This window comes from Cupriavidus basilensis (assembly GCF_008801925.2).
Lineage (GTDB): Bacteria > Pseudomonadota > Gammaproteobacteria > Burkholderiales > Burkholderiaceae > Cupriavidus > Cupriavidus basilensis.
Window position 1 is genome coordinate 889047 of sequence record NZ_CP062804.1, and the last position, 23125, is coordinate 912171.

The 23125-nt window shown below is 59.3% G+C and carries 20 protein-coding genes and 1 pseudogene; 12 read left to right on the forward strand and 9 right to left on the reverse strand.

Annotated features, from left to right (window positions below):
• Positions 1–2 precede the first annotated feature (2 nt).
• Complete coding sequence (locus F7R26_RS24885) at positions 3–833, forward strand: GntR family transcriptional regulator (protein ID WP_150987055.1); 831 nt, start codon at positions 3–5, stop codon at positions 831–833.
• A 94-nt stretch (positions 834–927) separates the two neighbouring features.
• Entirely contained in the window at positions 928–1923 is a 996-nt protein-coding gene (locus F7R26_RS24890; RefSeq protein ID WP_150987057.1) for a Bug family tripartite tricarboxylate transporter substrate binding protein, read from the forward strand.
• A gap of 57 nt (positions 1924–1980) precedes the next feature.
• Here the strand turns inward: F7R26_RS24890 and F7R26_RS24895 are convergent, their stop codons facing one another.
• Both F7R26_RS24895 and F7R26_RS24900 read right to left on the reverse strand, forming a co-directional pair.
• Positions 1981–2442 (reverse strand): GNAT family N-acetyltransferase, encoded by a 462-nt coding sequence (locus F7R26_RS24895; protein WP_150987059.1) that lies wholly within the window; start codon positions 2440–2442, stop codon positions 1981–1983.
• Between the two features lie 56 nt (positions 2443–2498).
• Positions 2499–4475, reverse strand: a complete 1977-nt coding sequence (locus F7R26_RS24900) for a sensor domain-containing diguanylate cyclase (RefSeq protein ID WP_150987060.1) — start codon at positions 4473–4475, stop codon at positions 2499–2501.
• A gap of 290 nt (positions 4476–4765) precedes the next feature.
• On the opposite strand from F7R26_RS24900, the gene F7R26_RS24905 reads away from it, so the two are divergent.
• Positions 4766–5227: a CopD family protein gene (locus F7R26_RS24905; protein WP_150987062.1), complete on the forward strand. Its 462-nt coding sequence runs from the start codon at positions 4766–4768 to the stop codon at positions 5225–5227.
• A 37-nt stretch (positions 5228–5264) separates the two neighbouring features.
• Here the strand turns inward: F7R26_RS24905 and F7R26_RS24910 are convergent, their stop codons facing one another.
• The 3 genes from F7R26_RS24910 to F7R26_RS24920 form a co-directional block, all read right to left on the reverse strand.
• Positions 5265–6425 carry a GGDEF domain-containing protein gene (locus F7R26_RS24910; protein ID WP_241754715.1) on the reverse strand — a complete coding sequence of 387 codons (1161 nt, stop codon included), beginning with the start codon at positions 6423–6425 and terminating at the stop codon, positions 5265–5267.
• An 86-nt stretch (positions 6426–6511) separates the two neighbouring features.
• Positions 6512–7012, reverse strand: coding sequence for a DUF2269 family protein (locus F7R26_RS24915; RefSeq protein ID WP_150987064.1), 501 nt, complete (start codon positions 7010–7012; stop codon positions 6512–6514).
• Positions 7009–8331, reverse strand: coding sequence for an SDR family oxidoreductase (locus tag F7R26_RS24920; RefSeq protein WP_150987066.1), 1323 nt, complete (start codon positions 8329–8331; stop codon positions 7009–7011). Before F7R26_RS24920 ends, F7R26_RS24915 begins: the two co-directional genes overlap by 4 nt.
• Positions 8332–8670: 339 nt before the next feature.
• On the opposite strand from F7R26_RS24920, the gene F7R26_RS24925 reads away from it, so the two are divergent.
• Positions 8671–8961 carry a hypothetical protein gene (locus tag F7R26_RS24925; RefSeq protein WP_150987068.1) on the forward strand — a complete coding sequence of 97 codons (291 nt, stop codon included), beginning with the start codon at positions 8671–8673 and terminating at the stop codon, positions 8959–8961.
• A 379-nt stretch (positions 8962–9340) separates the two neighbouring features.
• On the opposite strand, the pseudogene F7R26_RS24930 reads toward F7R26_RS24925, so the two are convergent.
• A pseudogene (locus tag F7R26_RS24930) lies at positions 9341–9490 on the reverse strand (ISNCY family transposase); the annotation flags it as partial.
• Between the two features lie 29 nt (positions 9491–9519).
• On the opposite strand from F7R26_RS24930, the gene F7R26_RS24935 reads away from it, so the two are divergent.
• Together F7R26_RS24935 and F7R26_RS24940 are read left to right on the forward strand one after the other, a co-directional pair.
• Positions 9520–9735: a hypothetical protein gene (locus tag F7R26_RS24935; protein WP_150987070.1), complete on the forward strand. Its 216-nt coding sequence runs from the start codon at positions 9520–9522 to the stop codon at positions 9733–9735.
• Positions 9732–11306 carry a hypothetical protein gene (locus F7R26_RS24940; RefSeq protein WP_150987071.1) on the forward strand — a complete coding sequence of 525 codons (1575 nt, stop codon included), beginning with the start codon at positions 9732–9734 and terminating at the stop codon, positions 11304–11306. Before F7R26_RS24935 ends, F7R26_RS24940 begins: the two co-directional genes overlap by 4 nt.
• 563 nt (positions 11307–11869) lie before the next feature.
• Here the strand turns inward: F7R26_RS24940 and F7R26_RS24945 are convergent.
• The 3 genes from F7R26_RS24945 to F7R26_RS24955 form a co-directional block, all read right to left on the reverse strand.
• Positions 11870–12355 (reverse strand): hypothetical protein, encoded by a 486-nt coding sequence (locus F7R26_RS24945; protein WP_150987091.1) that lies wholly within the window; start codon positions 12353–12355, stop codon positions 11870–11872.
• A gap of 352 nt (positions 12356–12707) precedes the next feature.
• Positions 12708–13049 carry a hypothetical protein gene (locus F7R26_RS24950; RefSeq protein ID WP_150987073.1) on the reverse strand — a complete coding sequence of 114 codons (342 nt, stop codon included), beginning with the start codon at positions 13047–13049 and terminating at the stop codon, positions 12708–12710.
• A gap of 447 nt (positions 13050–13496) precedes the next feature.
• Positions 13497–14447 carry an IS110 family transposase gene (locus F7R26_RS24955; RefSeq protein ID WP_193692084.1) on the reverse strand — a complete coding sequence of 317 codons (951 nt, stop codon included), beginning with the start codon at positions 14445–14447 and terminating at the stop codon, positions 13497–13499.
• A 1048-nt stretch (positions 14448–15495) separates the two neighbouring features.
• On the opposite strand from F7R26_RS24955, the gene F7R26_RS24960 reads away from it, so the two are divergent.
• From F7R26_RS24960 to F7R26_RS24985, 6 genes are all read left to right on the forward strand, one after another.
• Positions 15496–16635, forward strand: coding sequence for a polysaccharide biosynthesis/export family protein (locus F7R26_RS24960; RefSeq protein ID WP_150988840.1), 1140 nt, complete (start codon positions 15496–15498; stop codon positions 16633–16635).
• A complete protein-coding gene (locus tag F7R26_RS24965; protein ID WP_150988843.1) occupies positions 16632–17069 on the forward strand; it encodes a low molecular weight protein-tyrosine-phosphatase in 438 nt (145 codons plus the stop codon). Before F7R26_RS24960 ends, F7R26_RS24965 begins: the two co-directional genes overlap by 4 nt.
• A gap of 20 nt (positions 17070–17089) precedes the next feature.
• Entirely contained in the window at positions 17090–19336 is a 2247-nt protein-coding gene (locus F7R26_RS24970; protein ID WP_150988846.1) for a polysaccharide biosynthesis tyrosine autokinase, read from the forward strand.
• Between the two features lie 286 nt (positions 19337–19622).
• Positions 19623–20789 (forward strand): nucleotide sugar dehydrogenase, encoded by a 1167-nt coding sequence (locus F7R26_RS24975; protein WP_150988849.1) that lies wholly within the window; start codon positions 19623–19625, stop codon positions 20787–20789.
• A 56-nt stretch (positions 20790–20845) separates the two neighbouring features.
• Positions 20846–22195, forward strand: a complete 1350-nt coding sequence (locus F7R26_RS24980; protein WP_150988852.1) for a flippase — start codon at positions 20846–20848, stop codon at positions 22193–22195.
• Positions 22192–23121: a glycosyltransferase family protein gene (locus F7R26_RS24985; protein ID WP_150988855.1), complete on the forward strand. Its 930-nt coding sequence runs from the start codon at positions 22192–22194 to the stop codon at positions 23119–23121. The genes F7R26_RS24980 and F7R26_RS24985 overlap by 4 nt, the downstream gene beginning before the upstream one ends.
• Positions 23122–23125: the final 4 nt, after the last annotated feature.

Consider the following 23125-nt stretch of genomic DNA (forward strand, 5'->3'; position numbering starts at 1 on the left):
TGATGCGCAACGCAACCCGCGCGGCCGACACGGCGGCAGCCCCCGACGGCGAGGCGCATGCGCTGCCAGACGATGGCACGGGCGGCGTGGCGCGCTACCGGCAACTGGCCAGCGTGCTGCGCCACCGGATCGTTTCCGGCGAATGGCCGCTGGGGCACCAGCTGCCCACGGTGGAGCGCCTTGCGCAGACCTACGGCATCGCCCGCGTCACCGTCAGGCAGGCTTTTGCCGTGCTGGCCGAGGAGGGCCTGGTCAGCAGCCAGCGCGGGCGCGGCACGCACGTCACCGGCCAGCCGCCCGGGCCGAGCGAGGGCATGCGATCCGCGATCAACAACGAGCTGGTCGGCGGCAGCGAGCTGGAAATCCGCATCCTGGACAAACGCAGGGATGTCAGCCTGCCGCCGGGCTTGCCCACGCGCGGCGAGCCGCTGGGCCGCTACGTGCTGCTGCGCAAGCTGCACATGCATGATGGCGAGCCGTTCTGCCTGATCGAGCTGTATGTGGCCGAGTCCGTCTTCAGCCAGTTCCCGCGCGGCAGTGAAAAGCACCGCAAGATCGCCCGCCTGCTGCGCGAGGCCGTGGGCGAGCGCCTTGGCATCATGCACCAGACCATGACGGTGGAACCCACCGACTATGCGATGGCGCGCGCGCTGGCCTATGGCTTTGCCGCGCCCATCGCCAAGATCGTGCGCACCACGCTGGATATCGACGGCAAGGTGCTCACGGCAGGGTGTTTCTGGTATCGCGGGGACCGCTTCATCCTCGACGTGGAATTGCCAGCCCACCTGGCTGATCGCTACCCGGCGCTTGCGGTACCCGATAGCCGCAGTTGAGCGTTACCCCGAAAAAACCCAGCAGATGCCGCAAAGGCACAAGCGGTAAAAGAACGTAATAAAAAAACATAAAAGTGGCAAACGAGGAGACAACATGACGCACCCCTTCACCCGGCGCGCGATCGCCGGCTTGCTGCTGCCCGTCCTGGCGCTGGCAGCCATTCCTGCCAGCCTGGCGCGCGCCGCCGATACGGGCGACTACCCCGCCAAGCCGGTGCGCGTGGTTGTGCCGTTCCCGGCCGGCAGCGGCACAGACAGCAGCGCGCGCTTCATCGCCGAAGCCGTCACCGGCCAGACCAGCAAGTCCGTCGTGGTGGACAACCGGCCCGGCGCCAATGGCTTTATCGCAGCGCAGGCGGTTGCCACCGCGCCCGCCGATGGCTACACCATGCTGGTGACCACCAACACCACGCACGCCGCCAATGCATCGCTGTTCAAGAAGCTGCCCTATGACCCGGTCAAGGATTTCGCGCCGGTCTCGCTGATCGCCAAGAGCGGGCTGGTACTGGTGGTGCCGCCCGACAGCCCCGTGCACACCGTGGCCGAGCTGACCGCGCTGGCCAAGACCACGTCCGGCAAGCTCACCTTCGCCAGCGGCAGCTCCTCCACCCGCATTGCCAGCGAGCTCTACAAGATGATGGCCGGCGTGCAAGCGCTCCACGTGCCCTATAAAGGCGTGCCAGTCGCGCTCACCGACCTGATGGGCCATCAGGTCGACTTCATGATCTCGGATATATCACCCGCCATGACCCTGATCCAGGGCGGCAAGCTGCGCGCCATCGCCGTCACCACGGCGCAGCGCCATCCCGTGCTGAAGGATGTGCCAACCATGGCGGAAAGCGGATTGCCCGGCTACGAGATGGTGGCCTGGTCCGCGGCATTCTTCCCCGCCGCGACCCCCAGGCCCGTGGTGGAGCGCATGAACCAGATGGTGCGCAAGGGCCTGACCGACGCCAGGGCCGCCGAGTACTTCAGCCGCACCGGCGGCGAGCCCGCGCCGTCCACCCCGGACGAGCTCGCCGCCTTCGTGCGCAGCGAAACGCAGAAGTGGGCGAAGGTGATCAAGGCAGCGGGGATCGAGCCGGAGTGAAGGGCGGGCGCTTGCGCAAGGTGATGCACCTCGCTCTTGCGCAGGCCCGCCCAAGAACTAAACCGGCTTGCGATACACCACGAACCCCGAGTTCTCCGCGACCTTGTCGTAGAGCTTCATCGCTGTCGTGTTGGTCTCGTGCGTTTGCCAGTAGACCCGCTTGGCACCTGCGGTTTCGGCGCGTTGGTAGACCGCCTCGATCAATGCGCGGCCAACACCCGTGCCGCGTGCCGCCTCCGACGTAAAGAGATCCTGCAAGTAGCAGCTCGGGCCGATCTGGATGGTGCTGCGATGAAACAGGTAATGCACCAGGCCCAGCAATTCGCCGGAGCGCTCCGCCACCAGCGCGTGCATGGGCTCGTAAGCGTCGACGAAGCGCGACCACGTCATGCGGGTGATTTCGATCGGCAGCGCAGTCTCCGCCTTGCGTCCATAGAAGGCGTTGTAGCCATCCCATAGCACTTTCCACGCTTCAAAATCGCCTGGCTCGGCGGGGCGGATCAGGATCGGGTCGGTCACGGAGTCATCCTCAGGGTGAGTGTCTTGTTGTGTTGTTGTATTGTCGCGCGTCGATGCTAGGCGCGGTTGCTCGAGGCAGGCGGCGGCGTGTAGCGCGCCTTGCCGCTGCGCTTGGCTTCGTACAGCGCCATGTCCGCACGCATGAAGAGTTCGTTCACGGTCTGGCCGTCGTCCGGGTAATGGATGGCCATGCCCACGCTGGCTGTCGCCACGATGGTATGGCCTTCGATGAAATGCGCTCGCCGGGCTGCGTGCACGATGGCCTGGGCGATGCGCTCCAGCGTTGCGATGTTGAGTGCGTCGTCCAGCACGACGGCGAACTCGTCGCCGCCGATCCGGGCCACGGCGTCGCCGGTGCGCACGCAGGCGGAGAGGCGCTCGGCGAAGGACGCCAGCAACTGGTCGCCAACAGCGTGCCCAAACGTGTCGTTGATGGTCTTGAAATCGTCCACGTCCACGAGCAACAGGGCGACGCTGGCGTGGTTCGCGCCAGCCCGGGCCATGGCATCGGCCATGCGCCGGTCGAACCCCTTGCGGTTAAGCAGGCCCGTGAGGTGGTCCGTGAGCGTCTGCGCTTCCAGGCTGCGCATCTTCTGGCGCTCGTTGGTCACGTTGCGCGCGAACATGTACAGGCCCTGGACCGTGTCCTTGCCGTCATTCCAGGCGGGCCGGTAGGTAACCTCCATGCACTCGGCATCATCATTGCCTTCCAGGCTGAAGGTGACCGACGCGCCCAGGTAGGCCTGTTCCAGGTAAGGCTTCGATGCCACGTAGATGCAGGTGCCCCAAAGCTCGCGCATCGTCAGCCCGACAATCTGCTCCACCGGCAGGTTGAACCGCCGCGCGTAGGCCTCGTTGACAAAGACATAGCGCTCGTTCATATCGATGAACGAGACAAAGTCCGGCACATGGTTGGCAATGGCCTCGATGCGCTTCTCGCTCTCGGCGGCGCGATCCTTGGCGGCGCTCAGCGCGGCTTCCCGCTCGGAGAGCTGGTGCATGACCGCGCCAAAGGTGGTGGCCAGCTCACCAATCTCGTCATTGCGCCCGGTTGGCAGCGCAGCCAGGGCGGCAAGATTCTTGGGCACCTCGCTGACCACCCGATGCAGCAGCTCCAGCGGCGCCAGCAGGCGGCGTATCACCAGCCACATCAGCAACGCGGCCAGCAACAGCGACACGCCGGCGACCATGAGCGTCTTGTGGCGGGCCGCGAGCAGCGGGGCGTACGCCTCGTCGGCGGGCAGGACCGAAACCACCTCCCAGCCATTGGACTCGAGCAGGTAGCGCGCCACCACGGGCTGCGTTGGGTAGATCATCTCCCACCCGGAGGGCGGCGCGCCAAGGCCGCAGGTCTCGTCATGCGCCTTGGCCGGCGTCATCACCTTCGAAGGATCGGGGTGCATGGCGTAGCGCGGGTTCGTGCCGGAGGAGACCAGGCAATAGCCGCCGGTCAGGCCAACCCGGCTGTGCGCCAGCTGGCCAAGGAAGTTGCTCTCCGTGAAATTCAATGCGCCGCCAACCACCGCCAGCAGCTTGCCGTCCGGGCCGCGCAGGGGCACGGCAAGCACCACGCCGGGCGAATCGCTCATGCGGCCCCGCAGCAGGTCCGACACGGCAAACTCAGAACCGTCGAGGATCGCGCGGAAGTAATCGCGGTCCGACAGGTGGATGCGTTGCCCGATGGGCACGGCGGTACTGAACACCATGTCGCCGTCAGGCCAGGCCAGGAACACGGCATTGAAGATCTGCGGCATGGCCATCGCCTGGGTGGCAAAGCGCCGCAAATCGGCGGGCGGCTGCCCAAGCATGGGCGCCAGCTGCTGCCCCAGGCGGCGCAAGGCGATCGCCCGCGTCTCGAATTTCTCGTCGAGTTGTTCGGCAACCAGCTTGACCAGCGTTTCCTGCTGGGCCTGGCGCAGCGCAGCCAGGGTCTGGAACGCGTAGTACTGGGTAAACAGTGCGCGCGCCAGGATGATGAATGTCACCACGAGCGCCGTGGCTAAGGCGACCCGATACTTTAAAGAGTGCTGCATGAGTATCTTATTCTTGGTTTTGCCGACCAGCCTGACCACCGGCCCTTCCGTCCCGGCCGCCCATCCCCCATCGCGGGCGACTGACCCGGCTGTTAGGTTAGCAGAAGCGCAGGAGCGCTCCGCTTATGCCGACGGCATTGCTCTGGCATGTGTGTCTTATTCGTGGCTTTGGCCGGCACTGGTGGCTTTCGGGGACTAGAATGCGGCATTCCCCCAACAGCCCCCGGTCCCCGCCACGATTCGCCGGCTGGAGCCTGCCCCATCCCCGTCACCCGAAAATCAAAAAACCCATGACCCTCGATCCCGTTCTCCGCTTCCTGCACATCGCCGGCGTCACGCTTTGGGTGGGCGGCATGTTTTTCGCCTATGTCTGCCTGCGCCCGGCCGCGGCCACCTTGCTGGAGCCGCCGCAGCGGCTGCGCTTGTGGCGCGCCGTATTCGCGCGGTTCCTGGCCTGGGTCTGGGGCGCCGTCGCGCTGATCGCCATCAGCGGCGCGTCCATGCTCGGCGCGCTCGGGTTTGCCGCCGCGCCTGTGCACTGGCACATCATGTTCGGCCTTGGCCTGATCATGATCGGCATCTTTGCCTATGTGTTCTTCGGCCCCTATGGTGCGCTGCGCCGCAGCGTCGATGCGCAGGACTGGAAGGCCGCCGGCGCCGCGCTGGGCCGCATCCGGCAGGCCGTCGGCCTGAACCTGGCGCTTGGCGCGCTCACCATCGCGGTAGCCACGCTGGGCCGGCTGCTCGCCTGATGACTGCCCCTTCGTTCCCTGAGACCCCTTAGTCCCCTCAGGCCGCTTGCATCACCGCCTCGACCCGGTTCCTGCCCGCGCTCTTGGCGCGGTACAGGGCAAGATCGGCGCGGCCAACGGCGTCGTCCAGGCGCGTTTCCGATCTTTCCACGCAGGCCACGCCGATGCTGATGGTCAGATCCGCGATGCGCTCACCAAAAAACCGGGAAGACGTAGCCCGCAGGCGCTCCGCCAGCGCCAGCGCGCCGGCCATGCCGGTACGCGGCAGCAACACCAGGAACTCCTCGCCCCCGAAGCGCCCCGGGTAGGCGCCCGGCGGCAGCTCGCGCTTGAGCATGGCCGAGAACTCCATCAGCACCCGGTCGCCCTCGGCGTGCCCCATGCTGTCGTTCACGCGCTTGAAGTGGTCAAGGTCGATCAACAGCAACGCCATCTCGCCGCCGTCCTCGCGCATGCGTTCCAGCGCCTCCTGGCCGGCCGCATACAAGGCGCGCCGATTGAGCAGCAGCGTCAGCGGGTCCGTCCTGGAGAGCACGTCGAGCTCCACGTGCAGGCGCCGCGTGATCACCAGCATGAAGGCGACCGACAAGGCCAGGACCATCAGGGTGTTGGAACTCAGGTAGATGATCTGGAAGACGTCGTCGGCCGCAAAAAAGGAGTGCCTGGTCATCCCGGCGGACAGGCTGGTGCCGAAACGCACCACCACCACCAGCGCCTGGACGCTCATCAGGGCGCCAAAGAAGTAGGTGCTGAAATGGCGTTCGCCGTAGCGCAGGATCAGCACGCATTGCGCGATGTAGAAGATCCCGATGACAAAGGTCACGATGGTCACCCGGGCCACATAGTTCGGCTGCCAGAGCGCATACCAGGCCAGCAGCAGCGTGCCCAGCACGGTCAGTGCGGCGGCAGACCGCCAGGTTTGCGCCCGCCCGTAGAACGCCTGCACGGCGAGCATCCACAGGGCCATGGCAGCCATCACCAGGCAGTTGGCCACCACGATGGAGAGCCAGTCCGGGGCGATATCGCGCAACCAGAACAGCACCGGCGCAACGATCAGCAGCAGCGAGCCGCCGACCCAGCGCCCAATCCCCTTGATCGACCGCGGGAAACTGTAATACGCCGACAACAGCACGACCGACATCAGTGCCGACATCACCGCTGACAGCAAGACTGTCGTTCTCAGGTCGATCTGGGGCATTGTCAGTGCGCATCCCAATCCGTGGCGATTGGCCATCCTACCAAAGACTGATCGCCTACGGTTGCCCGCCAGCCTGCGTGGCGCAGTCAGGCCGGCTTGCTCACCATCAGCCAGTACACCACCAGCAAGCCGCCGAACGCCGGAAACCCCAGCGCCACCCAGATGCGCTCATACAGCCAGTAGCGCGGCGCAATGCCGGTGGCGTCGGTGGCATCGGTCGCGCCGCCCGATGCCGGCAATGCCTGCGCAGCCTGCCCGGCCATATCGCGCATCCGCCATTGCAGCCACAGCACCGGCAGCCAGCAAGCCCCCGCCAGCGCATAGAGCGACAGCGAGATCCACAGCCAGGACGCCGAAGGCGGATACCCCGCCGCATGCATCATGTAGAGCCCGCTCAGCGGCTGGAAGACCACGGCCGGCGCGGTGATCCAGGTGTCGGCGCGCACCACCCAGCGGGTCACCACCGCCATGGCCTGCACGTTCTTGCTGCGGTTCACGAAGAACATGTAGAAGGCCGTGCCAAAGCCCGTGCCAAACATAAAGGTGGCGGACAGGATATGCAGCCACTTGACGGTCAGGTAGGTCATGCTTGCTCCTCGGTTGATCCATATGCGGTGGCTTGCCGGCCGACGTTGGCGTCGATCCCGGGATTGGTATCGGCATCGAGCTGCAGGAAGAGGGCGAACCACGCCAGCATCGGCAGGTTCTTCAGCACCGGCCCGAAGGGATGCGCCCACCACGCCGGCGCCAGCCAGGTGATCAGCGCGGTATAGCCAAGCACCAGCGCCAGCTGCATGGCCCACACCGCGCGGGTAGGGCGCCACAGCACCAGCCCCCCAAGCGCCAGATCCAGCCCCGCGCCCAGCCACACCAGCGGCGCGCGCCAGGCCGGCGGCAGCCCCGCCTCGCGCAGCAAGGCCGTGCCCGCGGCCAGGTCCGCGAAACACACCAAGGCGGTGGCCAGCCAGACCGCGGCAATGGCCAGCCGGCCAGCCAGCAGGGTCCAGAACAGCAAGGCAGGCAGCCGCTCGGCAGCGGTGGCAAAGGCGGCCGGCGCGCGCAAGCGCCGCGCGGCCAAGGTGGCCGCGGCGTGCGGGCTGGCGCTGTTGTCGGTGCGCAGCATGGCCAGGCTGTCGCCATCGGCCAGGCTGCCCGGCAGCCTAGCCAGGCATTGCGCCCCAAGGCCAGCCATCCAGCCCGGCACGCGCAGCACCCGCGCTGTGCGCAGCCCCATGCCGCCCCTCAGGGCGCCAAGCCAGTCGCCAAACCGCAGCCGGACCGGCCCAACCGCCGCCACCGTGCGCCGGCCCGCGCAGTCAGTGCGCACTACCCGCAGCAGCAGCGCAATCAGGTCGTCGATATGGATCGGCTGCACATGCCCCGCATCCGCCGGCACCGGCAGCAAGGGCAACGCCGCCCAGCGCCGGAACAAGGTGGCACTGCGGCCGCACGGCGCATACACCAGCGACGGCTGCACGATCACCCAATCCAGCGCGCTAGCGCGCAAGGCATCGTCCGCCATGCCCTTGCTGCGCCAGTAGGCGGTAGCCCCATCCGCCGCCGCGCCCAGTGCGGATAGCTGGACCACGCGCCGCACGCCAGCCCGCTCGCAGGCCAGCATCAGGGCCAGCGGCATATCCACATGCAATGCCTGGAAACGCTGCCGCCCGGTTTCCCGAAAGATGCCCACCGTGCTGACGACAGCATCGGCACCGCGCAAGGCCGCCAGCCAATGCGCCGGCGTGGTCCAGGTGGACAAATCCGCCGCAACGCGGTGAAGCCGTGGGTGACGGGGCAGTTGATCGAGCCGGCGGGCCAGCGCCACCACGTGATGCCCCTCGGCCAGCAAACGGGCCACCAGCGCCGATCCCACCAGCCCGCTCGCCCCGGTCACCAAGATCTTCATCACGCCACCTGTCTGTTCTGTAATTTCTGTGTAGACAGAAATTACAGAACGAGAGACGGGAAGTCAAGCGCTGTCGCGCAGGGGGTGGGGTGGCTTAGCGTGACGTTTCTCTCCGGGTTCTGGTCGAGATATACTCTGTTCGTCGCTGCAAAACAGCGGCCGGGAATAGCAGCCCGAAAAACGTAGACGAACGACCGCCGCAAGGCGGGATTTTTCGATTCGCTAACGTAGGAGGCGCTCCCATGCCCCTGTCTTCACTCGCCCGTTCCGGGCAACGCTTGACCCGCCCCAGTCCACTCGTCCAGCCACACAGGAACGCCACCGCGACGGAGGCTGCCCATGTTTAGGCACAGCCGCTACGGCGTCACTGCCGAACACTCCGGCGCGGACATGTTCGTGACCGCCCATACCCCATGCGAAAGCCCGCAGAGCCTCGCTGGCGAAAAAGCGGCACAACTCTACGCGCTACTCTTCATGACCCGCGACAGCGCCGCCGCCGGAACATTCGGCGATCTGGTCGCAGACATCCAGGGCCCTCTGCTCTCACTGGCGACCGGACTGGCGCAAGAAATACTGGTGCTGAGCGAACTCGCGGCGGAGCATGGGGAGGACGGGCGCGGCGACGCATAGCGGCGGGTCGGTCGTCCGCTGCTTCCATCGATGAGGGAGCAGGTGCCGTTCATTAAGGCAGGGCATTTCCACGAGGGCGGGAATCCAGTGCGCTGAGCTGAATAAGTTCCCGCCCGCTGCCGTCCCGCACCCCCACTTCCCCCTGGCAGCATGGCGGGAACCTGCTCAGAAATTACAGAACGAGGGGCGGGAAGCAAACCGCCGCGCAAAGGCTGGCCGCGACCATGCAGCGTGGTCACTGCGGATATGCCGAGAATGTCAGGGTAGGGCGGCATGGCCGCCCCCGTGTGTGCGCTGTAGCTCAGCCCACTTGAATCCCGCTGGCGGCGTCGTCGACATAGACCAGCAGTGTGCAGGCCGGTGCCCGCCCCTCGAACTAGCGGTGATCACTGCCGTCGATCTGGATCAGGTCGACCAGGCACGCGCGGCGATTGCGCGGCTGGTAGGTCTTGGGCGGGTGCTGCTTGCGCGGCATCCAAAGCCCGGCGCTCGCTATCAGTTGGCGGTTCGTTTCCTTGGACAAGGCCAGCTGCCGGCACCATTCAGGCGCCGGCAGCTGTGACCAATGTCGCGGCCGATGCTACGCGCATGGTCTGGCGTGTGCGAAATGCGGGGCCGGGCCAACTCGCCATTGGCGACAGCACAGAGACGGTGAATAATGCCGTCATCGCGCCATCACAGGGGGATGTATGGACAGAAGGCGACGTATCGCAATTGCGGCGCTATGTGGTTTCGGACTCGAAGGCTACTGCCGCATTGGAGGTGCTCAAGTGAGTGCATTGAGCAAAACGTTGCTGGACCGTGCCAAGGCGCTGACCGATTACGCCGCGCTGCGCGCCTATACCGGCAAAGAGGCAGCGGTGACCCTTTCTGCCGCCGGCATCTCCGGCACCTTCGTGGCGGACACCGGCGACATAACCAGCGCAGACAACGGGGCCACCATCATCGTGGACGGCAACGGAATGCGGCGGAAACGCGTGTTTGATGGGCCAATCAATGTGAAATGGTTTGGCGCCAAGGGAGATGGCATTACCAGCGATGTGGCGGCGTTCCAGGCAGCCTTCTCCGATGGCCGCGAGGTGGAAATCGGTACCGGCACGTACCTGCTGGATGCTGCGATCAACATCGCGGCAGGCAACCCGCGCACGGTGCGCGGAAATGGCACCGTCACGTTCAAGGTCGGCCTGGCAGCGAATACCAACCTGATCAGTTCCTACGCGGCCATTTCTTTCGAAAATGTTACATTCGATTTTGGTAATGGGTTCGTCAAGATCGCGCTGTATTATCGGGCGAATTGCGGTTCGATTTCGCTGAAAAAGGTGAATTTTCAGAATATACGGGACACCAAAAATACCTACGGGTCGTTCGTCGTCTATATCGACCCGCAAGGAAATCGGTTTGATCTGGATGGGCTGGCGTTCAGTAATCTGCTAAAAACCGGCAATGGTGTCATCACCGATAGCAACGGCAGTTTGAATTGCATTTATGTGGGCGGTAATTCCATGGTCGGCATCGCGGCGGTGGGAACGATAAAACGGGTTTCGTTTGTCGAGATCCACAATATCGATAGGTCCGGAAATCTGCTGTACGAAGACACAACCGGCATTTACATTGCCACCCCGGCGAGCGACCAAGATAACTCGGTCGGTATTTCAGATGTCTACGGCTACAACTTCGGTAAGAGACTCATCAAGGTGCAGGCCTCCAACGTGACGGCGCGCAACGTCATTGGATATGCGCCGGCCGGTGATTCGTCGTCCGTGATCGCCTTTATGTCGGATGCTGTGTTGGGAGACAAGTTCGGCAATGCAGCCACGGACGTGTGGGCGTACGGCAACATGGAATACGCCTTCACCACATCCGCGCAAGGCACCAAGTTTAAAAACGTCATCGCGGCTAACCAGCCGGGCTTGCTGGCGGGCATGAGCAACGCTGCCTTCGGCATCCTTATTGCTGGCAACAACGCGGTTATCGAAAACTACGAAAGCAACGCCTCGCGGGCCTTTGCTTTCGGTAGCGCAACACAGATTATAATGAATACCCGTATCAAGAATATGCGGATGACGATGAGGGATAATCAGAACTATGGAATCGGCGCTGTCTCCACTATCACCGGCTATGATGGATTGGAAATCGACGGACTCTATATCGATTACCAATCGACTGCCACCGGAATCCCGATTGATCTGGAAACCTATTTCCACGGCACGACCATCACGGCGCGCAATCTGGTACTGAAAAATGTGCAGGTCGTGTCCAATGGCCGGCTGAATGCGTACGGCATCCTGCGCAGACCATCGGCGCCACCAACGTCGCGGTCTATAACGACCGGTCCGCCGATGTGATTGTGCAGAGCTGCGACCAGGCCAAGGTGAAGGGTACGACTACCGCCGCATCCGTGATTGGAAAGTGGACGGTCGATATCACGGTGAACCGTCCTACCACCGGACTGGAGGCCGGGCTGTCAGTGCATTTCGATACCACGCTCGGCAAGTCAATCTAATGGAACGGGGCTGTCTGGAAAGACGCCACCGGGGCGACGGTGTGAAATCGCCCGCGCTCCAGCTCGCCGCGACCGTCGCTGCCATGCTGGCGGTGGCATACAGCGCCAGTGCATCCGCCGTAGTGACGGACCCAAGAGCCACCGCTGATGCCCCTCAGCAAGCAAACAGGCCACCAGAGCCGATCCCACCAGCCTGCTCGCCCCGGTCACCAAGATCTCCATGGTGTTACCTATCTTCTCTGCAATTACCGTCTAAATTGCAACCACAGAAAAAAGGCGAGAAGTCAAGTGCTGCTGCTGAAGGGCTAACTGCGGCCATGCAGAATGGGTGTTAGGAGTGTTGCGAGACAAGGGCGACGACGTCGGGGTAGGGCGGTCTCACCGCCCGGATCGGTACCGCGTGGCTCAGCCCGCTTGAGATTCCTTGGCCGGCCCGCGCGCATTCCGGCGCTTGAGCGTATCGCTGGCCACGGATTCCGACAGGAACTGCCACAAGGTGCGAACCCGGATCACCCCATCCCCCGGGCCATCATGGGTCAGGCGGCTCGCCACCTCCTCCAGCTTGCCAAACATCTCCTGGCGAAGCTGCCTGCGCAGCACCGCAACCTGCTCGGCCGGCACCACCACCTCGTCGCGGTTACCAAACCAGCGGCGTTCCGCAAGGAACAGCAACGCTGCCACCACCGCTGCGCCAATCCCCACGTTCTCAAAACCGTCCAATTGGAAGCTGCCCACCGCGAAACACAGCACCGCCACCACGGCCATCGCGATAAAGGCGGTGCGAAGCAGCACAAATGCGCGAGGATGGGAGATTTTGCGCGCCAGATCCCGGACTGCAGTGATTTCGCCCTGCTCCAGGACGTTGAGGACGTTGGTGGTCGACACTTTCATGGTTTTATTGTCTTGTCTCGTTGTTACGGCCGCGCAGGCCAGACCACGCCGCAAAATCGCGCTCCCGGCGCGGCACTCACGGAACCTTGTCACCCGCGGAGAACCGGCAGTGTATACGCATGCAGCCAGAGGCGCTTTTCCTGCTGTGTCCGGCTGGACAGGCCGTAGCCAAGGAGATCGAGCCAGATTAACTCGATGGTAGCGCCCGAGCATAGGCCGTCAATGCACCGTTTGCCCTAACCCGTCATCCTTTCGGGCTAGGTTCTGGCGCATAAGATCGGGAATAAGAAATCGGGCCGGCATGCCCGGCCCCGTGATCAGGCGGGAAGGCAAGGCAACAAGACAAAGCCAGTCAGAACGTTACGCCCGGCACTCTCGGTACCTGGCGCGTCCTGATATTGAAATGCGGCTCGCCGTAGGCCTCCAGCAAGCGAATGATCTCCCGGGCCGAATCCGCGCGCGTCGTGCGGATCTCACTAAGCCGCCGGGGCGCCGCCGCGCCACTCACTATATAGTGCCGCCGCACCGTCAGCACCGACTCGTCAGGCGACGGCATCAAGACGGGGGCCGCATCCTCCTCCTTGTAGCTGCCATATACCCAGCCCGCCGGCGTCAGATGCGCCTCGATCCACGCCTCGCCCGATGCAAACATCGCCGCATCGGCCGCCAGGTCTTTTTCGATTGAATCCAGCATCTGCTTCTGCCCTTCAAGGTGACAACCACTGCAACAGCAAATCATTCTCGTTAGGCAAATGCAGTGTCGGTACCCCGCCTTGGTAGGACCCACCCCGGCGCAGGGTAAGAATGTCTGGACAAAGGCATGCCCCGTCCGGCCGCCAATGCCATATCGACGGCGGCAGCACATTCTTATCCCCACCTAAGCGTGGCACCTACCTTAGCGGGGTAACCGCGATCGCCGCGTGCACCAATAATCAGCACCAGCAAGCGTGACCCCTTGCTAATTCCCGATAGGGTGTAGGCACTCCCCGCGCCTACACCCTTTTTTTTGGGTTCATCTGATTCTCAGGTTCATCCGATTTTTGTGTGGGTCGATGCATCGCAGGGCTATTTCCAGCCAACGCTGGGCCAATTCCGGCGCTGCCGTAGCTCCCCTCTCCCGCACGGCGGGAGAGCAACCGTGTCAAGCGGGCAGTTTGTTTTCCCACGGCTGACCGGTCTTCGCCATGGTATTGAGGACTGTCAGCAGCTTGCGCATGCAGGCAGTCACGGCGAGCTTGAATGGCTTACCGGTAAGACTCAAGCGCTCATAGAAACTACGGATGGCAGGGTTATGACGAATCGCAGTTACCGTCGCCATGTACAGCACATTGCGCACCTCGGCTCGACCGCCGCGGATGTAGCGTTGTCCCCGGCGCTTGCCACTGTCGTCGTTAAACGGCGCCACGCCGACCAGCGCTGCGATCTGCTGGCGGTTGAGCTTACCCAACTCGGGCAGTCGCCCCAGCAGGGTGAACACGCTGACTTTGCCAATGCCCGGCACACTGCTAAGCAATTCCACTTTGTGCTTCCATACGTCACTGGTGCGCAGCTTGTGGGTCATATCGATATCGAGCGACTTGATACGGGCGTCCAACCATTCGATATGCTCTTTCAGGCTCTTGATGGCAAGCGGCGGCGCAGTGGCGACTCGAGCCTTCTCTTGCGCCCGCATGACCACGAGCTGGCTGCGCCGGTCCAACAGGTCAGCAAATTCGCGCTGCGCCTCGTCGGGCAACGGACGCACTGGCGGCCGGATCTGCTGGGCAAAACGCGCCAGCACGCGCGCGTCGAGCCGGTCGGTCTTGGCCAGAATCCCGCAAGCTTTGGCGAAGTCGCGCACCTGCTTGGGGTTGACAACTGCGACCGGCAATCCGGCACCAGCCAGCGCGATACTGACGCTGGTTTCATAACCGCCTGTCGCCTCAAGCACGATGCGATCGATTTGACCTTCGTCGTTGTGCTCGGCCAGGTATGCCAACAGCGAAGCGATACCCGCTTCGTCATTGATGAACTGCAAGCTCGCGCTGTCAGGCAAAGAGTCCAGATCCAGCGTGTTCTTGCTAACGTCGATTCCTACAACCTTGATATCCATTTGGCTTATCCCATCCTTGTGACCATTCGGCGTGCTGCCATCCAACCGTTCGGGCTTAGGCTAAACGCTATCAAAAATGGAAGCCTCGATCCTCGCTCTCCCTCGAACTTGGGCTTTCGCCCAGGGCATGGGGCCATCGATCTGAGGCTTCCAGGACATATTTTCCGACATACAAGGGGTTGGGGGAGAGGGCGGGCCTACGCAAGAGCGAGGCGCATCACGTTGAGCGAGCGCCCGCCTTCTCCCCCGGCCCCTTCATGTGAGAGGGGAGAAAACCAGCGCCTTGCTTCCAGCAACGCGCAGCCGCATGCAGCACCCACACAAAAGTCAGAGGTCCATTTTTTAAGGGCATGGCAATCGGCCATGTGCAACATGGCGCAGCAAGAATGCATCACAACATGATGTTTTAGATCTCGCTGAAAAGCCCTCTATCCATCTCCACGCAAGCACAAATTCGCATTGCCGTGGAAGTCCCCCCGAAGTTATTCGATCCCCACCTTGGTGGGGAAATAAAAACCAGAACGATCCGCGCATGGCCAACGCATGACCGGCGAAATCGGGCGATGAAAGCGCGCGTTCCATCCGCAAGCCACCTCGGTGCGCGAACAAGGAAAACCGCAAAAAACCCCGGAAAAACCGCGCAAAACCGCGTAGCCCAATCGGGTGAAAACAGACAAACAGAGCCAGCAAACTCCATCATGAACACAAACCAAATTCTTCTGCATTACCCCTTTTAGGGGCATCCCTCCTTTTGTCGGGTCCACTCTTCAGTAGGGATAGAAAACACGGCAAAAACGGCCGCATCGCCTTGAAGATCTACCCCCAAGAGCCATACACTTCGCCGGTCTTCGCGCAGTGATGCACTGCAAGAGCTAAGCGTGCAGGCATCAAGAAGCCACCGCCGCAACGTTCATCTCCGCCCTGCAGCGCATCGCAGCGGAAAGGCACCGACGTGTGCCATGTTGGACAAGCGGATTCGTCGCAGCAATCCCAAGCCAGGAGACGGCCAGGAGCGCGGACTTTCGGGTATCAAGGGAATTATCAAGACGTGTTCAAGCTTTCAAGCCTTCTGTCTTTCCGTAGAGCGTTGCTGTTGCTGGGGACGATTCCACTACTCGCATCCTGCGCGCTAGCGCCGGGGATGCGCTTTGATCCGCAGCGCCCGCTTGATCCGGATGATCCGGAGTCTGTGCCCAAGGTGACGAAGATTACGCCGGCGTTGGTGCGGGCGATGAAGGCCGCTGCTACGCCGACTAATGCATCGGTGAGCGAATTGTTTGGTGAGCCTGAGGCCTACACGGTTGGCGTCGGCGACATCCTCTCTATCGTGGTGTGGGATCACCCTGAGCTGGTGTTTCCTACGCAGACATACTCGATTGGCTCCGCATACGAAATCCCCAATTACAGCGGCGCGGCTAATGTACCTGGCTATGTAGTCAGTCCCGCCGGCACCATCCAGTTTCCGTATGCAGGCGTGCTCAACGTTCTCGGCAAAACACCGGACCAGATCCGCGGCGAACTGAGCACCAAGCTCAAGAGCGTAGTCAACATGCCCCAGGTCACCGTGCGTGTGCTCGCCTTCCGCAGCAAGCGCGTCTACCTGGATGGCGAGGTGAAGACTCCCGGCCCGCAGAACATTGATGATGTGCCGATGACGCTGGTTGAGGCGCTTAACCGTGCCGGCGGGGTCAATGTGCTGACCGGCGACAACAGTCGCATTCGCATTTCACGTGCCGGGAAGAACTACTCGGTCAATCTGCCAGCGTTGTTGCAACAAGGCATTGATCCAACCCGCGTGATGCTGCGAAATGGCGACATCGTGCGCGTAGAACAACGTGAAGACAGCAAGGTGTTTGTCACTGGCGAAGTTGTGCGCCCCGCCGTCGTTCTCCCGCGCAATGGTCGCCTGACACTAAATGAAGCCATCGGCGAAGCCGGCGGTGTAAATCCGACCTCAGCCGACGCCAAGGAGCTTTACGTCATTCGCAAAAGCGATGACGGCGACGCCCAGATATTCCACCTGGACGGAAAGTCGCCGGTGTCTTTGGCGCTGGCGGAATCGTTCGAGTTGAAGCCGAAAGACGTCGTGTATGTCGACGCAGCCGGTGTAGTTCGCTGGAGCCGCGTGATCAATCAGTTGCTCCCGAGCGGCACTCTTCTCAACTCCACGGCCAACACCCTGAAATGATCAAGACCGTACTCGTGGTGTGCATCGGCAATATCTGCCGCAGCCCGATGGCGGAAGCGTTGCTAAAGCAAGCCCTGCCTGAGGCCAACGTCGTCTCGGCAGGGCTCGGCGCACTGGTCGGCCAGCCGGCGGATGCCCATGCAGTCGATCTGATGAAAGACCTGGATCTGGACATCACCGGCCACCGCGCCCGCCAACTCAACCGCGCGATCGCCACGCAGGCCGACCTGATCCTCGTTATGGACAACTCGCAAAGGCAGGAGATACAGCGACTGCACCCGGCGACGACTGGCCGGGTCTTCCGGCTTGGCGAACTCGCCAAGTTCGACGTACCGGACCCTTATCGCGAGGGACGTCCTGCCTTTGATAACGCGCTGGAGTTGATCCAGCGCGGCGTGGAAGCTTGGGTGCCGCGTATCCAGGCCCTCCGTTAACAGTATTAGCAGTAAAGCCAATGAACCAGAATCCTCCTCCAGTTGCAGTAACCGGCCCCCCGGACGATGAAATCGATCTCGTTCGCTATCTGGACGTGTTGATTGCCAGCCGCTGGCTGATCTTGACGATTGCCGCCGTGGTGTTAGCGCTTGGTGTTGCTTATGCATTCTTGGCAAGGCCCGTGTACCAGGCGGATATTCTGGTGCAGGTGGAGGATAGCCCTAATAGTGCGAAGAGCCTGTTGGGGGATGTGTCTAGCCTGTTTGACGTGAAGGCGGAGGCGACCGCAGAGATTGAAATTCTTCGCTCGCGAATGGTGGTGGGTAAGGCGGTAGATAACCTCCACCTCTATATCAGCGCAAGGCCAAACTATTTTCCCTTTGTCGGCTCATGGATCGCTAGACGCTCGAAGGGCCTCTCCGACCCTGGTCTGATGGGCTTCGGCGGCTATGCCTGGGCGAGGGAATCGATCAACGTCGAGCAGTTCGATGTGCCGGAATCCCTAGAGGGAGAGAAATTCAAGTTGTTGGCGCTTGGCGAGGGGCGCTATCGGCTCGAACAAGCTAGCCTTGACAAGCCGTTGGAGGGGCGCGTAGGTGAATTGCTAAAGGCCGATCAGAACGTGGGAAGTCTCACACTCCTTGTGACGGATCTCAAGGCCAAGCCCGGCATCGCTTTCAATCTAGTACGTCTTTCGCGGCTGCAGACACTGGAGACGTTACAAGACCAACTCAAGATTGCGGAAAAAGGTAAGCAGAGCGGAATTATTGGCGCCTCCCTGGACGGTACCGACCCGAAGCTCACCGCTAGTATCCTGAACGATATCGGTGACGAATATGTCGCGCAGAACATTAAGCGTAAAGCCGCTGAAGCAGAAAAGTCTCTCGTTTTCCTCGGTGACCTTCTGCCGCAGCTAAAGACCGAGCTCGAGCGCGCCGAAGTCAGATACAACGAGATGCGCAACAAGCGCAATACCTTCAATTTGAGCGAGGAAGGCAAGGCATTTCTGCAAGAGAGCGTAACAGCTGAAACAAGCCTGCTGGAACTGAAGCAAAAGCGCACCGAATTGCTGACACGTTTTGCCGCGACGCATCCGAGCATTCAAGCAATCGATCAGCAGATTGCCACGCTAAGTGCGAAGGTGGCGGGCATGGCTAGTCGCATGAAAGCATTCCCCAACTTGGAGCAGGACACCCTACGCCTCATGCGTGACGTGCAGGTCAACAACGACCTCTACGTGGGACTGCTCAACAATATGCAGCAACTCAAACTGGTCAAGGCTGGCAAAGTCGGCAATGTCCGCTTGCTGGATAACGCGCCTGTTCCGGAGGCGGCCATCAAGCCCAAGAAGCAATTGATCATCGCCCTCTCCGCTATCCTTGGTCTACTGCTAGGCGTGGTGGCAGCGTTCATACGGAACGCACTCTATGGCGGGATAACTGATTCGCAAGACATCGAGCAGCATACTGGATTGAACGTGTATGCAACGGTGCCCCTATCATCCGCACAGGTTGCGCTAACCGAAGATATCCGCCAACGCAGGCGCGGCAAGTTCCTGCTGGCAGACCGTTATCCCAACGAGCCGTCAATCGAAAGCCTCCGTAGCTTGCGGACCGCATTGCAGTTCGCCATGCTTGACGCAGACAACAATCGAGTCCTGCTGACTGGGCCCACACCCGGTGTAGGCAAGTCCTTTATTTCTGCGAACTTATCGGTAGTGTTGGCCAGCGGTGGAAAGCGGATACTGTTGATCGATGCCGATATGCGAAAGGGCCATTTGAATCAGTATTTCGGTAAGGATCGACAGCATGGCTTGTCAGAGGTCCTGGCAGGGCAGGCTGCCTTCGGTGACGTTGTGCATCGCAACGTCTTCGAAAACCTAGATTTCATCAGCACCGGTAGATTGCCACCTAATCCGGCGGAGCTGCTGCTCAACGAGCGCATGGTGAATCTCCTCCGAGAGGTAAGCGAACAATACGACCTCGTGCTAATCGATACCCCGCCGGTACTTGCGGTATCCGATACAGCGATCCTAGCAGCACGCTGCGGTACGGTCTTTTTAGTGACCCGCTTTGAGAAAACCACCATCGGGGAAGTAGTGGAATCGGCGAAACAACTGCGACAGGCGAATGCAGATGTAAATGGCGTGGTGTTTAACGGGCTGGATCCAAACGCTTATCGCTACGGCTACGGTTCAAAGTACGGGCGATATCGGTACGCATACTACGGGTATGCCAGCCAAACGGATCAAAGTAGTTCTCATTGAGAAAGAATTCTGATTAGTGAGGGGTGAAGGATGCGGCGAGTGCAATCTCAAAGCCCTTCTTGCTCCTCTTGAACGCGACTATACATGTTCGCGGTGTGCTATTCCGGCGCGTCGACGCTCGCGAGTCGGAGTCGAATGGCTCCGCGAGGTTATCCAAGTCGTTGTAAATAAATAAACGCCTAGAAAGCAATCTAGGTTGAAGAGTGCGCATCTCGGAATCTCTATTTAAGGGATTAAGTTGATGCAGGAACTAACCCTTCAGAATATCCGTCAAGACGAATTAATCATGAAGATCGCCATCGCGGGAACCGGCTATGTCGGATTATCTAACGCAGTCCTACTAGCCCAGCATCACGAGGTAGTTGCGTTGGATGTTATTGCCGAAAAAGTGGACGCCATTAATAGCTGGAAATCGACGATCGAAGATAGTGATATTGAATCGTACCTAGAAAAAGGCGATTTAAATCTTCGGGCGACAGTCAGGCCAGAGGAAGCTTACGATGGAGCTGACTTCGTTATAGTTGCTACGCCCACCGATTATGATCCAGACACCAACACATTCAACACTCAGTCAGTTGAATCGGTGATCAAGGATGTGATGAGGATTAATTGCAATGCGGTTATTGTTATAAAGTCAACAGTTCCCGTCGGCTTCACCGAAAAGACGAGGAAAAAATATTCTTGCGAGAATCTCATTTTTTCCCCTGAATTTCTACGGGAAGGCAAAGCTCTTCGCGATAATCTGTATCCCTCTCGAATCGTGGTTGGAGAAAAATCAGAACGGGCAAAATTATTCGCATCATTGCTCCAGCAAGGTGCGATCAGGAAAGACGTCCCGGTTCTGTTTACTGACGCTACCGAAGCCGAGGCGATCAAACTCTTCGCGAACACTTTCCTGGCTATGAGAGTGGCATATTTTAACGAACTGGACACTTATGCCGGCATGCACGGGCTTGATACTCGTCAAATAATCGAAGGGGCTTGCTTAGATCCGCGCATAGGCAATTATTACAATAATCCATCGTTTGGGTATGGAGGTTATTGCTTGCCGAAAGACACAAAGCAACTCCTCGCTAACTATCAAGACGTACCACAAACACTTATTGGAGCAATCGTGAAAGCCAATGCGACGCGCAAGGATTTTATCGCGGATTGTATCCTTAGAAAGAAGCCGAAAGTCGTGGGAATTTACCGATTAATAATGAAAAGCGGATCAGACAATTTCAGAGATTCGTCTGTTCAGGGAATAATGAAACGAATTAAAGCAAAGGGCGTAGAAATAATAGTCTACGAGCCTGCGCTGCTTGAGTGTGAGTTCTTCCACTCCAAAGTCATCAGTGACCTGGATGCCTTCAAGCAGGTAGCTGACGTAATCGTAGCTAACCGCATGACTGAAGAAATAAGTGATGTAGAAAATAAGGTGTTTAGCCGCGATTTGTTCGGAAGCGATTGAATTCTGTCATATCAGGCCACAGAAAGTCAGAAACCCAATGACGGCAAAAATTGAAAATGACCACATCAGCTTACTGGGTTCGAATTTTACCGTCATTCATTCGTAGAAAAATAGAAAAACGGACAAACCTTCTTGAAATAATAAGCAATATAGGTTGGCTATTTTTCGACAAAATTTTTCGCATGGGTGTAGGTGTATTCGTCGGCGTTTGGATTGCTCGCTATCTTGGGCCGGCCCAGTTTGGTTTGCTTAACTATGCAACAGCTTTCATCGCCCTCTTCACAGCAATTGCTACCTTAGGCTTAAACGGCATTGTGGTACGGGACCTCATTGTGGAGCCGGGAAAGGCCCCTTCCACTCTAGGCACTGCGTTTGCACTGCAAATTATCGGAGGCCTCTTAGCATTTGGCCTCGCTGTGGCCTGCGTCGGTTTCCTGCGTCCTCATGAGCATTTGGCAAAGATCATGATAGTGGTGCTGGGTGCGGGCATGATGTTCAAAGCAACTGAGGTTGTGAAGTATTGGTTTGAGGCAAAAGTGCAGGCCAAGTATGGTGTTTGGGTAGAAAACGGTGCATTTCTCGTATTTGCCCTGGTCAAAGTTTCCCTTCTCGTCAGAGGTGCCCAGCTTATGGCATTTGTATGGGCAGCGTTTGCCGAGGGAGTCCTGGTTGCAGCTGGGCTTCTCGCTGTTTATGTATTGAACGGCCAAAAACTGAGTATTTGGCGATATAGATATAAACGAGCTAAAGGACTGTTGAGCGATAGCTGGCCTCTAATTCTCTCAGGGCTGGCCGTAATGGTCTATATGCGTGTTGACCAGATTATGCTTGGCCAAATGCTAGGCGACGAGGCGGTAGGTATCTTTTCGGCGGCAGTACGCTTAAGTGAAATTTGGTATTTCATTCCAGTAGCGATCTGCGCGTCGGTATTTCCAGCCATTATTGAGGCTAGGCGCAATAGTGTAGAGCTGTACTATTTGAGGCTAAAAAAGCTCTTCGAGTTGATGGTGTTGATGGCCGTGGCCGTTGCCATAATTATGAGTTTCATTTCAGACTGGGTAGTTAATTTGTTGTACGGACCAGGTTATCAGGCAGCGGCACCTGTTCTAGTCATCCACATTTGGACAGGCATATTTGTTTTTCTCGGCGTAGCCAGCAGTCGCTGGTTCATCGCAGAGAATCTTCAAAGATACTCGTTCTATCGTACGCTAGCCGGTGGAATTGCGAATGTCATCCTTAACTTTATACTAATTCCAAAATACGGAGTTACCGGATCTGCATGGGCGACAGTAATTTCGCAGGCGGTAGCTAGTGTATTTTTCAATGCGGCAAATAAAGAAACGAGAATAATTTTTAGCATGCAGATCAAGGCGATTATCGGGATTAGTTTTTTTCATAAATCATGAATAAATCTCAAAAGTCCCTGGCACCAATTGTTCTGTTCGTTTTCGCGAGACCGGATCACACAAAAAGAACGCTGGAGGCACTGGCAGCTAATGACCTTGCAGAAGATAGCGATCTTATTATCTATTCAGATGCTGCTCGCAACCAGCTGCAATTTGATGCTGTCAACGAAGTCCGTCTTCTAGCCAAAGCGACTACTGGTTTCCGAAGCGTTACTTTGATTGAGCGGCAAAGCAACTATGGCCTCGCGAAGAATATTATCGAGGGCGTAACTGAAGCGTGCGCCCGCTACGAACGAGTGATCGTCTTGGAAGATGACCACGTAACAAGTAGCCGCTTCTTGACATTTATGAATCTTGCGCTTGATCGCTATCAAGCCGACGAGCGCGTGTGGCATGTCAGCGGATGGAACTATCCAATTGATCCCGGTGCGTTGGGCGACGCTTTTTTTCTTCGCGTGATGAACTGCTGGGGTTGGGGTACATGGAAAGATAGATGGCAGCATTTTGAAAAGAATACAGAGAAATTGATTTCTGAGTTTGATGAGAAAATGATCCGCGATTTTGATTTAAACGGATCCGGTGTATTTTGGAGTCAAGTTATTCTAAATTTAGAAAATAAGATTGACACGTGGGCAATATATTGGTACGCAACCATATTTAAAAACGGTGGATTGTGCTTGAATCCATCGGTGAGCTATCTAGATAATATTGGGCACGATGGGAGCGGTACTCACGGAAGTAGGGCGGGGCGCACATATTCGACATCACTGAGCACCAATCCTGCCCCAAATCTCCCCGTTGATATTGCCGAAAGCGAATTGGGAATAGAAAGAATATTTGAGTATTACCAATCCATTAGACCAAAACTTGCCAGGAGAATCGCAAGCAAAGCGCACGCGTTTTTTAAGAGGATGGGAGCGCTATGAGGAT